We start from the raw sequence: 15,268 nt of genomic DNA, 5'->3' as shown, positions 1-15,268 counted from the left end.
GTGCCGGCGCACGCCGCCGACACGCCCCCACGCACGAATGCCATGCTGCCTGCTAACACCATGACCTCCCCCGACACCCCACAAAGCCCGCTCTACGAGAAACTGCTCGGTGAAACCGCGAAGATCGGCTGGACGGAACTCGAACGCTTCTTTGCGCGCGGCATGCTGCTGCGCGTCGCGCGTGATCTCGACCTGGTGAGCGTTGCCGAAGCGATCGCCAACGACGATGCGCCGCAGGTCACACAGTGGCTGTCGGCGGGACTGGTCGAGCGCGTGCAGGCGGAGACGGCTGCCGACTTCGCCGCGCGGGACCCCGAACTGTGGGCCGTCGTCGTATCCCCGTGGGTCTGCGTGCAGGAGCGCGGTTGAGCAATAGCGCGGACGATAGCGTCGCGCCGGACGCTCCACACGTGAGCGCCGATGCCGTGCCCACGCGCTGGCATCGGCGCGTGCTGACGCTCGCGTTTCCCATCGTCCTCGCGAACCTGACGCAGCCGATACTCGGCGCCGTCGACACCGCCGTCGCCGGGCATCTCGACAGCGCGTCGTATCTCGGCGGCGTGGCGCTCGGCGGTCTATTCTTCAATTTCGTGTTCTGGGGCTTCGGCTTTCTGCGCATGGGCACGACGGGGCTCGTTGCGCAATCGTTCGGCGCGAACGATCAGGCCGGCCTGCGCATGAACATCGTGCGTGCGATGTTGCTCGCGTTCGCGATCGGCGCACTCATCCTGGCACTGCAGGTTCCGCTGATCGATTTTGCGGTACGCGCGATCGGCGGCAGCGACGACGTGCAGCGGCACGCGCGCGCGTACTGTCACGCGCGTATCTGGGCCGCGCCACTCGCGCTCGGCAACTATGTCGTACTAGGCTGGCTGCTCGGTACGCAGCGCGTGCGCGTTGCGCTTGCCACGCAAGTGTTCATCAACACGGCGAACATCGTCGCCGTGCTGCTGTATGTGTATGCGTTCGACTGGGGCGTGGCGGGCATCGGCGCCGCCACGGCGACGGCCGATGCGCTCGGCTTCGTGTTCGGCGCCATGCTACTCTGGCAGATGCGTCCGCGCGGGCTGCCCGCGCTCGAGCGCGCCGCGCTGTTCGATCCCGTCGCCCTCAGGCGCATGGTGACCATCAACCGCGACATCTTCGTGCGGACCATGTGCCTGCTCGGCGCGTTCGGCTGGTTCGCGCATCTCGGCGCGAAACAGGGCGACGCGACGCTGGCCGCGAACGCGCTGCTTCTCAACTTCCAGACATTCATGGGCTATGGGCTCGACGGCTTCGCGCATGCGGCTGAAGCGCTCGTCGGCGCGGCCATCGGCGCGCGCGACCGCGACGCGTTCCGCCAGGCCGTCAAGGTGACGCTGCTGTGGTCGGCGCTCGGCGCGCTGGTGTTCTCGCTCGTCTACTGGACGGCGGGCGCGTGGATCATCGAGCGGCTCACGGATCAGACCGTGGTGCGGGCAGCGGCGGAAGCCTTCCTGCCGTGGACCGTGCTGTCGCCGATCGTATCCGTGTGGGGCTTTCTGCTCGATGGCGTGTTCATCGGTGCGACGCGCACGCGCGATCTGATGACGTCGATGGTCGTGTCGCTCAGCGTGTTTTTTGCGGCTTCGTGGGCGCTCGCCGGCCCGCACGGCAATCACGGACTGTGGGCGGCGCTGATGATCTTCATGGCCGCGCGCGGCCTCACGCTTCTTCGCCTGTTACCGCGTCTTGCACGCGATGTCGGGTCGGAACTGTTGGGGAGCCGCGCGTAAGCGCACGCCCACGCCGTACGCTTATTTCGGCGCGGCGGGTGCGTCGATCATCGAAGGCGGACGGGTGTCGGTCGGCACGCCGTGGTAGTCCGCCGGGTCTTTCGGCGGCACGTGATGGTGAACGGTCGGATCGTCGGCACACGCAGACAGGGCGAACAGCGAAAACAGCGATGCAGCCAGCAGGAAGCGCTTCATAAACTTTTCGGACAAGGTGTGAGCATCGACGGATGACGTCGCGGGCCACGAGTCTAACCGCAAAGCGCAATGCGCGCCGCCGAACCTGGATATCCACCGCATTGCGCGATCTTGCAGCGCCTGTTCTACTATGTACACAGGGTCGTTTTCGTCGAAGGAGGCCGCCATGGATGCCGAATCGATCGCAGGTCTGGTTGGACTCGCCATAGGGTTGCTGGTGCTTGCCGTGCTGTCGGTGTTCGAGTCGCGCACCTATCGGCGCGAGCATCATGGCGAAGGCATGATGCATCACTGGCTTGCCGAGCATCACGTCCTGGACAGAATGCGCCGCAGACACTGAAGCCGGATGCGCCGCGCCTGCGGCGCTATCCTTTGTGACCGCCTGAATTTTCGTCCGACTCGCGCGCCGGTTTGATCTCGATGCGCGACGTCTTCATTTGCGCGTCCGGATTCCCGGGCACGCATCCTCTCCTGCGCCGTTTCCCGCGTCGTCCCTGCTCCACGGCACCGCCTCATGTCGGGCACATTGCTTGCTCATCTGTAAGGCATAGAGCACGCATTCCGCGCGCTCGACACTCCGGCCGCTAACGCGCGCACGGTCGCTGCCTGTAAGCGCCTACGCGGTCTCCATTTGTGGCCCGGCCATATAAGGAGAGATAACATGACCCTCGGAACCATTCTGCTGATCGTGGTGATCCTGCTTTTGATCGGCGCCCTTCCAAGCTGGCCGTACAGCCGCGAATGGGGTTATCGCCCGACCGGGCTCGTCGGGATTGTGCTGATCGTGGTGATTGTGTTGCTGCTGATGGGCCACTTATAACTTTTGTGCCGCGAGGGTTTGACTTGCGGGCCTCAATGCAGATAGAATCGCTGGCTCGCGTCGGAGCGTAGCGCAGCCTGGTAGCGCATCTGATTTGGGATCAGAGGGTCGTAGGTTCGAATCCTATCGCTCCGACCATAGAAACAAGCACTTAGCCCAGTCCTCGTGACTGGGCTTTTTGTTTTTTCGATCTACGTGTAACCGCTGTGTGGCCACATCTCGTCGACTCGCGCCCGACCACGGTCCCGGCAATCAGCCGACCGGGCGATAGTGCAATTCTTGCGGCACTGGTTCTTTGGCAGGGATGAGTGCGGTCACCCTCATTATGATGAAACTTGCGCTTTACCTCGCCTGATTCATAGGGCAGTTTGAGGGCTGCGCCGTGCAGCTTATGGGGTCCTCGGCTAGGCAATTTCGATTTAAGGAAAAGACGACGCTGATTCCGCGGCAGCTCGGCCATTCCTCGCGAGCAAGTGACGCCGCAACCCTCGATCGAGGAACGGCTATGCGCAGAATCGCTCGATTCATCATCTACTGTTTCAGCAGCTTCCTCTGGGCTCTGCAAATCAGTGTAAACTCATTTTTAGGCAACCCCGAGCCTGTCGGCCCACTGGGTTCCGGTGCTGCAAGCACTGCAGCAGCGATGTGTCTCTGTATCATCTGCTACATCCCGACTCAGGCGGAACGCTCCGACTTCGCGCGCGATTTATTTCTAAGTCGGAAGTGGAAGGAAGTACGGGGATGGAGCTTTGCGCTGTTGATCGTCAGCGTGGCATGGTGGACATGGATTATGTTCTCGACCGCATATCACGTGCGGCTACATCCCTACAACGACCTGATCGACTGGTTCTGGAGAAGCGACTGGAATCGAACGTTGTATCTGACCATATCCGTCGTCATGTACGTTCTCTCCGTGGTGCTCTCGGAGTTGAAGGAATGGGTGTTTGAACAATGAACACAACCATATATGCCGTACAGGTTATTTTGCTGGTTGTCTTGCCGGTAGGAGGATACCTGTTGGCCCGCTGGATCAAGGGACGATGGGAGCAACAGCATAGGGGCACCGACGGTAAACCTGTCCCGGGCACGGAAGGTAAGCCCGTCGCCATGCGCGACTGATTACGGAGAGAGGAAAAACCCGCGACACTTATCCTGGTGTCGCGGGTTTTTGCTTTTTGCGCCGCCGATTTCACGCGAATATCCTGCTAGCGCCGCATACACTCCCGAAACACGCGCGCATTCATTAAAACCAGAGCAGCAGAACTCGCCCCGCGCTGTCCATACTTGTCGAAACCCACCTGCCACCAGAAAAACGGAGACACCGCCATGAACCTGATCCTCTGGCGTCACGCTGAGGCCGAAGACACCGCCTCGACCGATCTCGCCCGCCAGCTGACGCCGCGAGGCCGCAAGCAGGCGCAGGCGTCCGCAAAATGGCTGCGCGCGCGTCTTCCCGACGACGCCGTGATCCTCGCCAGCCCCGCCGCGCGCACCGTGCAGACGGCCGAATCGTTGACGGATCAATATCGCGTGGTACGCGAGATTGCGCCGGACGCGAGCGTCGAAGCCGTTCTTACGGCCGCCGGCTGGCCCGACGGCATTGCGCCGACGGTCGTGATCGTCGGCCATCAGCCGACGCTCGGCCATGTCATCGCGCGTCTGCTCGCCGATAGCGGCGCGAGCTGGTCGGTCAAGAAATCGGCGGTATGGTGGATCGAGAGCCGCTTGCGCAGCAACGGCGAACAGGCCACGTTGCGCGCAGCGATCAGCCCCGATCTCATCTGATCCACGCCGCATCGCCGGGCAAGGCGAGGCAAGGATTGCAGGCGCTGCGAAAGCGTCTTGCTTACGACACGTCATCGAATCGTCACGACGTTGCCACGTGAGCGTCACCCGCCGTTACTACATTGGCGTCGAAGCGAATTTCACATTTTCGACCAGGAACGCCACATGCGAGAACTGCCGACGCCTACCCTGCCCTTCGCATCGATCCTCGAGCCGCGTCGCCGTTTGCCGCGCTCGGAAGAAACGGTAACCGCCCAGCATCGTCTGCAAGTGTCGTGGGCGCGCACCGACGAGGAGCTTCGCGAAGCGCAGCGTCTGCGTTACCGCGTCTTCGCCGAGGAAATGGGCGCGCGCCTGTCCGGCCCTGCCGGCCTCGACGTCGATGCGTTCGACGCTTACTGCGACCACCTGATTGTTCGCGATCTCGACACGCTCAAGGTGGTCGGCACGTATCGCGTGCTGCCGCCGCACCAGGCGGCGCGTATCGGCCGGTTGTATGCCGAGAGCGAGTTCGACGTGTCTCGGCTTACGCATCTGCGCTCGAAGATGGTCGAGGTGGGGCGTTCGTGTGTGCATGCTGACTATCGCAGCGGATCGGTGATCATGTCGTTGTGGGCCGGTCTTGGCTCTTATATGCAGCACAACGGGTATGAGACCATGCTCGGCTGCGCGAGCGTCGCGATGGCTGATGGCGGCCACTACGCGGCCAACCTGTATGCGTCGCTGCAGGACGATGCGCTGACCACGCCCGAGTACCGCGCGTTTCCGCATACGCCGCTGCCCGTCGATGAGCTGAAGACTGGCGCGAAGGTCGCGCCGCCGCCGCTTATTAAGGGTTATCTGCGGCTTGGTGCGAAGATTTGCGGCGCGCCGGCGTGGGATCCTGATTTCAACACCGCCGACTATCTGACGTTGTTCCGGCTCTCTGAAATCAATGCGCGGTATGCGCGGCACTTTCTTGGGGATGCGTTGCCAAGGTAAGTGATTTTTTGGGTTTGCTCGTCGGGGTCGTGGTTTAGGGTTTGCCTTTGCGGGGCAGGCGGTGCCGTTTGGTGTTGTTGGCTTTGCGGCGCGGGCGTTGCCGTTTGGTGTTTCTGCCTTTGCGTTGGCATCCGCGTGTTGCCTTCGCCCTTCAAGCGTCGCCCCTGTGCGGGGCGGCACCTACTTTTCTTTGCCGCCGCAAAGAAAAGTAGGCAAAAGAAAGCGGCTCACACCGCCAGCCCGTGTTCTTATCCACGGGCCCCCAACGTCCCCATGCTTCACACGGCAGTGCCCTGGTTAGTGCGCGTTGCCAACGCTTCGAATGAACGCCTCACCCGCTTCGGATACCCGTGCACGGGCTAACGGCAGCGAATGGTATGTGCCGCCCAGGTGGGAAACTGTGTGTAGGTTGTCGCGTCGTATAGGGTAGCGCTCTTACGGGTGGGACGTGTGCGCTATCGGTCTGGAGTGAGGTGCGTGCAGTACTACGGCCTACACACAGTTTGCCACCTGGGCGGCAGTGGATTATCTGGCGCGGCATGTGGCGACGCGGGCGCGTGAAGCGGGTGAGGCGTCAATTCAGAGCGTTGGCAACGAACATGAGTCACGTGATTGCCGTGTGCAGCGTGGGACCGGTTGGGGGCCCTCAGGCAAGAAGAAATGTTGGCGGTGTTAGCCGCTTTCTTTTGCCTACTTTTCTTTGCGGCGGCAAAGAAAAGTAGGTGCCGCCCCGCACAGGGGCGACGCTTGAAGCACGAAGACATAGCGCGGATGCCAACGCAAAGGCAGAAACACCAAACGGCAACGCTTGCGAAGGCAAAGGCAAAGGCAAAGGCAAAGGCAAAGACAAAGACAAACCACAAATGCCAGCGCAAAGCCAAAAACACCACCCCCGCGTCGCAGACAAAAACCTCAATCCTCCGTGTACACCACGCGATACGGCGTCCGAATCTTCTCCCACTCAGCCGCCTCCTGAATGAGGCTATAGTCCGTCAGCGGGTTATTCGAAACCCATGAATGAGGCAGTCGCACTTCATACCCGCCATTCGCCTCAGCGACAGTAATCTCGGGCAACCCAGCATCCGCACGCCGCCGGCAAAACAGCGCCGCAAGCCGCAGACAGAACAGCAAATCCCACTCGATATCCCGCGTCTGCGCAAGCTTGCCGAGCTTACCGGCATGACCCACGACAAGCGCCGCAAGCCGCGCCTGATCGGTACGCGAAAACCCCGGCATATCCGCATTGCTCGCGATATAAGCCGAATGCTTGTGATACGCGCTGTGCGAAATCGACAGCCCGATCTCATGCAGCGCAGCCGCCCACCCGAGGAACATGCGGTTCTCTTCGCGCACTTCTGCATCAGGTTCTTCGAACTGGTCATAGAACCGCACCGCGAGTTCGCCGATACGGGCCGCCTGCTCGCGATCCACGCCATAGCGCCGCATAAAGCCTTCAACCGTGACCGTACGCATGTCCTCATGCTGCGAACGCCCCAGCAGGTCATACAGAACGCCAAGCCGCAGCGCGCCGTCCGTCGTATCGACGTATTCGACGCCGAGTTCATCGAACACGGCAATCATGATCGACAGGCCGCCCGCCAGCACGGGCACACGGTCCGGCTTCAGCGCCACGAGCTTGAGCCGGTTGACGTTCTCCGCCTTGATCAGCGCACGCTTCAAACGCTCGAGGCCGCCGCGCGAAATGCCATGCGTGATGCCGGGATCATTGAAGCCGTTCGCTTCCACCAGTTCGGCCAGCGCGCGCGCCGTGCCCGACGAACCGATGCCCTGGTCCCAACCCTCGGCCCGGTAGTCGGCCGAAATGATCTGGATCTCGCGCGATGCCGCGAGCTCAGCCTGGCGCATCGTGTATTCGTCGACATTGCCCGCCGGAAAGAACTGGCGGCTGTGACTCACGCAGCCGATGTACAGACTTTCCATTCGAATCGGCGTGTAGTGCGAGCCAATGATGAATTCCGTCGAGCCACCGCCGATATCAACGACAAGCCGCTTGCCCGCGCTCGCCGGGACCGAATGCGCAGCGCCGGCATAGATCAGGCGCGCTTCTTCGCGGCCCGCGATCACTTCAATGGGAAAGCCGAGCGCCGCTTCCGCTTCGCCGAGAAATTCCTGTGCATTCTTCGCGACGCGCAGCGTGTTGGTGGCGACCGCGCGCACATGATCGGGATGGAAATCGCGCAGACGTTCGCCGAAACGTTTCAGCGCATCCCACCCCCGTTCCTGCGAAGCACGGTCGAGCATTTTTTCGCGCGACAGGCCTGCGCCCAGGCGCACGGGTTCGCGCAGCGCGTCGACCTGATAGATCTGGCTGCCCGCCTCGGTTTCCTCGACGCGGCCCACGATCAGACGGAAGCTGTTCGAGCCGAGATCGACGGCGGCAAGGAGTGGCGGAGTATTGACCATCGGGTGTGAGAACCTCATGCGCGCGGGGAAAGCACCCATCCGGGGAGCCTTCGTTGGCGCGTTGTTTGAAAGCGCCATTTTAAGCGTAGTCGTCATTACGCTGTCACCTCCGCCATTGTCGAGCGATATCGTCACACATGGCTGCGTCATATTTACGACACGACGCGGCAAAAGCGTAAAATCATGACAAAAGTCATTTCATGCAACTGTCATCATACTGTGAGAATTTCCGAGCGTCCCTTCGAGTCACCTTCCGACATTTCATTCTCACCACCGATGTCCAACCGCTATCCTCTTCTGAACCGCGAGCTGGGCATTCTGGGGTTCAACGAACGCGTGCTCGCACAGGCCGCTGACCCTGCTGTTCCTCTACTCGAACGCTTGCGCTTCATCTGCATCACCAGCAGCAATCTCGACGAATTCTTCGAAGTCCGCATGGCCGGTCTTCAGGAACAGATGCGCGACAATCCAGGCGCGCTATCGCCCGATGGCATGTCGCTGCAGCATTGCTACGATCTCGTTGTCGAACGTGCGCAGAAGCTCGTGCATCGACAGTACACGATGCTGCAGGACACCGTGCTGCCCGCGCTCGAAGACGAAGGCATTTATTTTCACGGCATGGAAGCCTGGAACGAAGCGCAGACGCAATGGGCGCGCGACTACTTCGTCAATGAACTGCTGCCCGTCCTGACGCCGATCGGTCTCGACCCCGCGCATCCGTTTCCGCGCGTACTGAACAAGAGCCTGAACTTCGTCGTCGAACTCGAAGGCAAGGATGCATTCGGCCGTCAGGCCGTGATGGGCATCGTGCAGGCGCCGCGCGCGCTGCCGCGTCTCGTGCGCATGCCGCAGGAACTGTCCGGCTATCCGCATGGCTTCGTGCTGCTCAGTTCGCTGCTGCAACAGTTTGTCGGTGAGCTGTTTCCGAATCTCGCCGTGCGCAGCTGCAACCAGTTCCGCATCACGCGCAACAGCGAGCTGTTCGTCGATGAAGACGAAATCACGAACCTGCGCGTCGCGCTGCAGGGCGAACTGCCCGCGCGGCATCTCGGCAATGCGGTGCGGCTCGAGATGTCGGCGGGAACGCCTGCGCATCTGATGCGCCGCCTGCTCGACGAAAGCGGTCTGTCGCAGAAGGACTGCTACTTCGTCGATGGCCCGGTGAACCTCGTGCGGCTGATGCAGTTGCCCGAGATGGTCGACCGGCCCGATCTGAAGTTCGTCCCGCACATTCCCGCGACGCCGCCGCAGATCGCCAACAGCGCGAGCCTGTTCGACGTGATCGATCAGGGCGACGTGCTGCTGCATCATCCGTACGAGAGTTTTCAGCCGGTCCTCGAATTGCTGCTGCAGGCCGCGAAGGACCCGAACGTCGTCGCGATCAAGCAGACCATTTATCGCACGGGCACCGATTCGCCGCTGATGGACGCGCTGATGCAGGCTGCGCGCAACGGCAAGGAAGTGACCGTCGTCGTCGAGCTGCTCGCGCGCTTCGACGAAGAGACGAACATCAACTGGGCGTCGCAACTGGAAGCCGTCGGCGCGCATGTCGTGTACGGCGTGGTCGGCCACAAGTGCCACGCGAAGATGATGCTGATCGTGCGGCGCGTGTCGGAAGGCGGCAAATCGATCCTGAAGCGCTATGCGCACCTGGGCACGGGCAACTATCATCCGCGCACGGCGCGCCTGTATACCGACTTCGGGCTGATGACGGCCGACCAGAAGATCTGCGAAGACGTGCACCACGTGTTCCAGCAATTGACGGGGATCGGCGGTGAATTGCCGTTGCACGAGTTGTGGCAGTCGCCGTTCACGTTGCATCCGCGGCTCGTCGACGCGATTCGTGCGGAGGCCGAGCATGCGCGTGCAGGCAAGCGAGCGCGGATCGTCGCGAAGATGAATGCTCTGCTCGAACCGACCGTTATAGCGGAACTGTACGAGGCGTCGCAGGCTGGCGTGAAGATCGATCTGATCGTACGTGGCGTGTGCGCGTTGCAGCCGGGCGTCGAAGGGCTGTCGGAGAACATTACTGTGCGCTCGATCGTCGGGCGGTTCCTCGAACATCACCGTATCTTCTATTTCCATGACAACGGGCGCGAGCAGGTTTATCTGTCGAGCGCGGACTGGATGGATCGCAATTTCTTCCGCCGCGTCGAAGTCGCGTTTCCGATCAACAACCGGCGGTTGAAGCGCCGGGTGATTGCTGAGGGGCTGTCGGCGTTTCTCGGCGACAACCAGGCCGCGTGGCTAATGCAAAGCGATGGGCACTATCGGCGGCGCAGGCCGGGGAAATCGTCGCGCAATGCGCAGATGAGCTTGCTGACGAAGTTCTGCTCCTAATTTCCCCTCTTCCGAATACAGACACCCCAGACGTCGGTGACGACGCTGGGGTGTTTTTTTTGGGGAATTCCCGTTGCGCTTCCTCAATAAATCAGACAAATACAGCGCGTCCGGCAAATCCCAGGATACCCGCCTCATCAAATTAAGAGTTGTCTCATTAAAGCCCAGTCTCATCTCAAATAAATTTAGAGACATCGAAACGAACTCGCTTCTGGTTCGCGGAATTCCCCGAAAACCGACGAGCATTCGACATCCACGGCTATCGAGATAGCAGCAGATTCATGCACGCATGTGCGGCATCGCTTTGTTCGCGAATCTCAAAATGATAGATCGTTATCCTAAATTTATCTGCTGACGAGTTTTCCATGAACAAGACTTACCGAAATGTTTGGTGCGCAAAGACGGGTACGTTTATCGCCGCAGCCGAAACCGCCAGGGCCAAGGGCAAATCGGCCCGCAGCGGCATGCGTGCGCTGACCTGCGCAACGCTGCTGACGCTCGGCGGCGTGGCGGGTGCGGCGCACGCAGGCGCGCTGGACGGTGGCTCGACGCTCGGCGGAATCGCTGCTGACATCGCGTACGGCAGCGGCGCTCAAACGACGAACGCAGCAGGCGGCAAAGCGGCTGTGGCGATTGGCCAGAACGCTTCGGCAAACAATCTCTCCGGCGCAACGCCGAACGTTGACGGAACGGTCGCCGTTGGTGACTCCGCCAAGGCAACGGATGGCGGCGTTGCCGTAGGCGGGGCGAGCTATGCAGGCTCGATGTCGACGGCGGTAGGCGCCGGCGCGACGGCGGCGACGGCCAATTCGGTGGCGCTGGGCGCAAACTCGGTGGCGAACTCGACCACGCTCGGTACGGCTGGCTTTGCGCCCGTCGGCGGCACGGCAATCTCGGCAGCGACGGCGGCGGGCGAAGTGTCGATTGGCCAAGCGGGCGCCGAGCGTCGGATCACGAACGTGGCTGCGGGTCTGAATCCGACCGATGCTGTGAACCTGAGCCAGCTGATGTCGGTAGATGCGAAGGTCAACAACATCACCAACGGTGGCGCTGGCATCAAATACTTCCACACAAACTCGGCGGCGCCGGACTCGATGGCGTCGGGAAATGGTTCGGTCGCAGTCGGACCGGCCGCATCGGCGTCGAATGGAAATACCATTGCGATCGGAAGCGGTGCGACGGCAAGCGGCGGCAGTTCGCAAGCATTCGGACTAAATGCGCAATCTTCCGGTTCATTGTCAACAGCAATTGGCCCTGGTGCAAACGCCATGGGCCTGTATGCAACTGCTCTCGGCTACAACACGAGCGCTGTGCAACAAAACACGTTCGCTATGGGATCAAAGTCGACCGCCTCCGCTTCCGACGCCATCGCGATCGGCACCCAGTCGATATCTGACGCGAACTCAGACGCCGCGATATCGGTTGGGCGATTGAGCCGGTCTTTGAATGCCCCAAATGCTCTGGCGATTGGCAACCAAGCCATGGCAGCGGCTGCCAACGTGGTCGCTCTAGGCTTTAACGCGACCGCAACGGCATCCAACTCGGTAGCACTGGGCGCTAATTCGACCACGACGGCGAATCTGACTAGCACGGGATACAACCCCGGTTCAGGCTCGCTATCGGGTACGGCATCAACGGCCAACGGCGAAGTCTCCGTGGGCTCGACGGGTACGGAACGCCGTCTCACAAACGTGGCCGCCGGTTCGGCAGCTACCGATGCCGTGAACGTGAGCCAGTTGCAATCCGAGAATGCAAAGGTTAATGCACAAGGCGCAGCCACGGCAGCAGCGTTGGGCGGCGGCTCGACCTACAACTCGACAACGGGTGCGATCACGAACCCGACGTATGTAGTGGGTGGAAGCACCATCAACAACGTGGCTGGCGCGATCAGCAACATCGACGCACGCACCACGCAAAACGCGAACGACATCACCAACATCGACGCACGCACCACGCAGAACTCGAGCGATATCACCGACCTGACCACGGCCATCAACAACGGCGAATTAGGCCTCGTTCAGCAAGACGCAACGACCCGCAACATTTCGGTCGCGAAGACCACCGACGGCACGATCGTCGATTTCACCGGCACAGCGGGCGCGCGCAAGCTGACGGGCGTACACGCTGGCGACGTGAGCGCATCGAGCGCCGATGCCATCAACGGCTCGCAGCTTTACAGCCTGGCGAACTCGACGGCGAGTGCGATCGGCGGCGGCTCGACGGTCAATAGCGACGGCTCGATCTCGGCACCGAGCTACGTGATCGGCGGCACGACTATGAACAGCATCGCTGGCGCGATCACCAACATCGATGCGCGCACCACGCAGAACTCGAACGACATCACCACCATTGATGCGCGCACCACGCAAATCGTCGGCGACGTCACTAATCTCGACGCCCGCACGACGCAAATGTCGAGCGATATCACGAACCTGACCACGGCGATCAACAGCGGCGAACTCGGCCTCGCCCAACAGGACGATACGACGCGCAACATCACCGTCGCGAAGGCCACGGACGGCACGATCGTCGATTTCACCGGCACAGCGGGCGCGCGCAAGCTGACGGGCGTGCTCGCTGGCAACGTGAACGCGTCGAGCGTCGATGCCGTCAACGGCTCGCAGCTTTACAGCGTCGCGAATTCGACGGCCAGCGCGATCGGCGGCGGCTCGACGGTCAACAGCGACGGCTCGATCTCGGCACCCAGCTACGTGATCGGCGGCAAAACGGTCAACAGCATCGGCGGCGCAGTCACCAATATCGATGCGCGTACCACGCAACTGGCGAACGATGTCACCAACCTGACGACGTCGATCAACAACGGCGGACTCGGCCTCGTCCAACAGGACGCGACCACCCGCAACATCACGGTCGCCAAAGCAACCGACGGCACGATCGTCGACTTCACCGGCACAGCGGGCGCGCGCAAGCTGACGGGCGTACACGCTGGCGACGTGAGCGCATCGAGCGCCGATGCCATCAACGGCTCGCAGCTTTACAGCCTGGCGAACTCGACGGCGAGTGCGATCGGCGGCGGCTCGACGGTCAATAGCGACGGCTCGATCTCGGCACCGAGCTACGTGATCGGCGGCACGACGATGAACAGCATCGCTGGCGCGATCACCAATATCGACGCCCGCACCACGCAGAACGCGTCGGACATCAGCAGCATCAACACCGCGTTGAGCGACATCACCGGCGGCGGAATGGGCATCAAGTACTTCCACACGAACTCGATGCTGGCGGACTCGCAGGCGACGGGTAGCGAATCGGTGGCGATCGGCGGCGCTGCCGTGGCAACGGCCGCCAACTCGGTCGCGCTCGGCTCGAACTCGGTTGCGAACCGCGCGAACTCGGTTTCCGTGGGTTCGGCAGGCGCCGAACGGCAGATCACGAACGTGGCGGCAGGTACGGCCGACACGGACGCCGTCAACGTCGCACAACTGAAGGCAACGGGTCTCGTCGGCACGGACGGCACGTCGAAAGCGGCTGTCACCTACGACAGCAACGCAGACGGTTCCGTCAGCTACAGCAGCGTGACGATGGGAAGCGGCATCGCGGGCGGCACGACGATCCACAACGTGGCAGCCGGTACGGTCGACACCGACGCCGTGAACGTCGCGCAGATGAACTCGGCGCTCGCCAACGTCACCAACATCGCGATGAACTCATCGGCGGGCAACCCGATGTTCGCTGCAAGCGGAGACCGGAGCGCAGAGGCGGCAAGCGCCAACGGCCAGCATGCAACGGCGATGGGTGCGAATGCGAAGGCGTCGGCGGACAACTCGGTCGCGCTGGGTGCGAACTCGGTCGCGGACCGCGCGAATACTGTTTCAGTGGGTTCGAAGGGTAACGAGCGTCAGATCGCCAACGTCGCGGCCGGAACGCAGGGCACGGATGCCGTGAATGTCGACCAGATGAACGATGCGGTCGCCAGCGCGACGGGCAATCTGCCGGCAGGCATGAGCGCCAAGGACTACACCGACCAGCGGTTCAACTCGATGCAGAACACTGTCAACCAGGTCGCGAAAAACTCATACGCGGGTGTGGCCGCCGCGATGGCCATGCCGAACATGACGCCTTCGCAGCCAGGCAACACGGTTGTCGCCGCAGGTGCCGGCTCGTACAAGAGCGGCGCGGCGCTGGGTGTCGGCGCGACCTACCGCTCGCGTAACAGCAAGTGGCTGGTCAATGGCGCGGTGTCGGTGACGTCGACGGGGGACGCAGGTGTTCGCGCTCAGGTTGGGTACGAGTTCTAATCCGAATGCGTCGGATGAGCGCTGGCGGGTTCAGGCGCTGATGTTCCAGTAGTACGAAGCCCGGTTTGCTGGTGACAGTGAGCTGGGCTTTTTTGTTGGTGGGCACGGTTTTTTGTCTGCGACGCTGTTTGGTTTTTTTTTTGGATTTTCGCTGGCATCCGCGTTTTTTTAGCGTGCTTCAAGCGTCGCCCCTGTGCGGGGCGGCACCTACTTTTCTTTGCCGCCGCAAAGAAAAGTAGGCAAAAGAAAGCGGCTAACACCGCCAACATTTCTTCCTGCCTGAGGGCCCCCAACGGGTCTTACACTTCACACGGCAACCACGTGACCCATGCTTGTTGCCAACGCTTTGAGTGTGCGCCTCACCCGCTTCACGCGCCCGCGTCGCAGCATGCCGTGCCAGATATTCCACCGCCGCCCAGGTGGCAAACTGTGTGTAGGCCATAGCACTACACACGCGTCACTTCGGACCGATAGTACACGCGTCCCACCCTGTAAGAGCGCCAGGCTATACGACGCGACAACCTACACACAGTTTGCCACCTGGGCGGCACATACCATTCGCTGCCGCTAGTCCGTGTGCGGGTATTTGAAGCGGGTGAGGCGCTCATTCGGAGCGTTGGCAACGAACGTGAACAGGGACGTTGCCGTGTGCAGCGTAGGACCGGTTGGGGGCCCTCAGGCAAACACTAGAACTGGCGGTGTTAGCC

The 15,268-nt window shown here is 61.8% G+C and carries 11 protein-coding genes and 1 tRNA gene; 10 read left to right on the top strand and 2 right to left on the bottom strand.

Going from position 1 to position 15,268, the window contains the following annotated elements; all coding sequences use genetic code 11:
• The first annotated feature begins 60 nt into the window (after positions 1–60).
• Positions 61–369 (top strand): DUF2288 domain-containing protein, encoded by a 309-nt coding sequence (locus C2L64_RS04970; protein ID WP_009770802.1) that lies wholly within the window; start codon positions 61–63, stop codon positions 367–369.
• The gene (locus C2L64_RS04965; RefSeq protein ID WP_090835748.1) at positions 366–1,757 is read left to right on the top strand and encodes an MATE family efflux transporter; all 1,392 of its coding nucleotides are present in this window, start codon (positions 366–368) and stop codon (positions 1,755–1,757) included. Before C2L64_RS04970 ends, C2L64_RS04965 begins: the two co-directional genes overlap by 4 nt.
• A gap of 21 nt (positions 1,758–1,778) precedes the next feature.
• On the opposite strand, the gene C2L64_RS54050 is transcribed toward C2L64_RS04965, so the two are convergent.
• Positions 1,779–1,952, bottom strand: coding sequence for a YajG family lipoprotein (locus C2L64_RS54050; RefSeq protein ID WP_007744014.1), 174 nt, complete (start codon positions 1,950–1,952; stop codon positions 1,779–1,781).
• Between the two features lie 166 nt (positions 1,953–2,118).
• Here C2L64_RS54050 and C2L64_RS54045 point away from each other — a divergent pair, with 166 nt between their 5' ends.
• From C2L64_RS54045 to C2L64_RS04935, 6 genes are all read left to right on the top strand, one after another.
• The gene (locus C2L64_RS54045) at positions 2,119–2,292 is read left to right on the top strand and encodes a hypothetical protein (RefSeq protein WP_167449573.1); all 174 of its coding nucleotides are present in this window, start codon (positions 2,119–2,121) and stop codon (positions 2,290–2,292) included.
• Between the two features lie 321 nt (positions 2,293–2,613).
• A complete protein-coding gene (locus C2L64_RS04955) occupies positions 2,614–2,772 on the top strand; it encodes a DUF3309 family protein (protein WP_007744011.1) in 159 nt (52 codons plus the stop codon).
• A gap of 61 nt (positions 2,773–2,833) precedes the next feature.
• Positions 2,834–2,910, top strand: a tRNA-Pro gene (locus C2L64_RS04950).
• Between the two features lie 367 nt (positions 2,911–3,277).
• On the top strand, positions 3,278–3,727 hold the full coding sequence (locus C2L64_RS04945) for a hypothetical protein (protein WP_090835804.1): 450 nt from the start codon (positions 3,278–3,280) through the stop codon (positions 3,725–3,727).
• A 371-nt stretch (positions 3,728–4,098) separates the two neighbouring features.
• The gene (locus tag C2L64_RS04940; protein ID WP_007744008.1) at positions 4,099–4,557 is read left to right on the top strand and encodes a SixA phosphatase family protein; all 459 of its coding nucleotides are present in this window, start codon (positions 4,099–4,101) and stop codon (positions 4,555–4,557) included.
• A 165-nt stretch (positions 4,558–4,722) separates the two neighbouring features.
• The gene (locus C2L64_RS04935; protein WP_007744007.1) at positions 4,723–5,538 is read left to right on the top strand and encodes a GNAT family N-acetyltransferase; all 816 of its coding nucleotides are present in this window, start codon (positions 4,723–4,725) and stop codon (positions 5,536–5,538) included.
• Between the two features lie 912 nt (positions 5,539–6,450).
• Here C2L64_RS04935 and ppx read toward each other — a convergent pair.
• Positions 6,451–7,962, bottom strand: a complete 1,512-nt coding sequence (gene ppx / locus C2L64_RS04930; RefSeq protein WP_436194688.1) for an exopolyphosphatase — start codon at positions 7,960–7,962, stop codon at positions 6,451–6,453.
• Between the two features lie 276 nt (positions 7,963–8,238).
• Between ppx and ppk1 the strand changes: the two genes are divergently transcribed.
• Both ppk1 and C2L64_RS04920 read left to right on the top strand, forming a co-directional pair.
• Positions 8,239–10,302 carry a polyphosphate kinase 1 gene (ppk1, locus tag C2L64_RS04925; RefSeq protein WP_090835750.1) on the top strand — a complete coding sequence of 688 codons (2,064 nt, stop codon included), beginning with the start codon at positions 8,239–8,241 and terminating at the stop codon, positions 10,300–10,302.
• A 365-nt stretch (positions 10,303–10,667) separates the two neighbouring features.
• Complete coding sequence (locus tag C2L64_RS04920) at positions 10,668–14,561, top strand: ESPR-type extended signal peptide-containing protein (RefSeq protein ID WP_103153673.1); 3,894 nt, start codon at positions 10,668–10,670, stop codon at positions 14,559–14,561.
• Positions 14,562–15,268: the final 707 nt, after the last annotated feature.

It is taken from the genome of Paraburkholderia hospita, assembly GCF_002902965.1.
Classification (GTDB): domain Bacteria; phylum Pseudomonadota; class Gammaproteobacteria; order Burkholderiales; family Burkholderiaceae; genus Paraburkholderia; species Paraburkholderia hospita.
The sequence above is the reverse complement of the archived record's forward strand: the minus strand, read 5'-3'. Positions and strand labels throughout refer to the sequence as shown.

Bases quoted from the DNA above. Each gene is read 5' to 3' on its own strand.
- C2L64_RS04970 (WP_009770802.1), top strand. From the start codon at position 61: ATGACCTCCCCCGACACCCCACAAAGCCCGCTCTACGAGAAACTGCTC.
- C2L64_RS54050 (WP_007744014.1), bottom strand. From the start codon at position 1,952: ATGAAGCGCTTCCTGCTGGCTGCATCGCTGTTTTCGCTGTTCGCCCTG.
- C2L64_RS54045 (WP_167449573.1), top strand. From the start codon at position 2,119: ATGGATGCCGAATCGATCGCAGGTCTGGTTGGACTCGCCATAGGGTTG.
- C2L64_RS04955 (WP_007744011.1), top strand. From the start codon at position 2,614: ATGACCCTCGGAACCATTCTGCTGATCGTGGTGATCCTGCTTTTGATC.
- C2L64_RS04945 (WP_090835804.1), top strand. From the start codon at position 3,278: ATGCGCAGAATCGCTCGATTCATCATCTACTGTTTCAGCAGCTTCCTC.
- C2L64_RS04940 (WP_007744008.1), top strand. From the start codon at position 4,099: ATGAACCTGATCCTCTGGCGTCACGCTGAGGCCGAAGACACCGCCTCG.
- C2L64_RS04935 (WP_007744007.1), top strand. From the start codon at position 4,723: ATGCGAGAACTGCCGACGCCTACCCTGCCCTTCGCATCGATCCTCGAG.
- ppx (WP_436194688.1), bottom strand. From the start codon at position 7,962: ATGGTCAATACTCCGCCACTCCTTGCCGCCGTCGATCTCGGCTCGAAC.
- ppk1 (WP_090835750.1), top strand. From the start codon at position 8,239: ATGTCCAACCGCTATCCTCTTCTGAACCGCGAGCTGGGCATTCTGGGG.
- C2L64_RS04920 (WP_103153673.1), top strand. From the start codon at position 10,668: ATGAACAAGACTTACCGAAATGTTTGGTGCGCAAAGACGGGTACGTTT.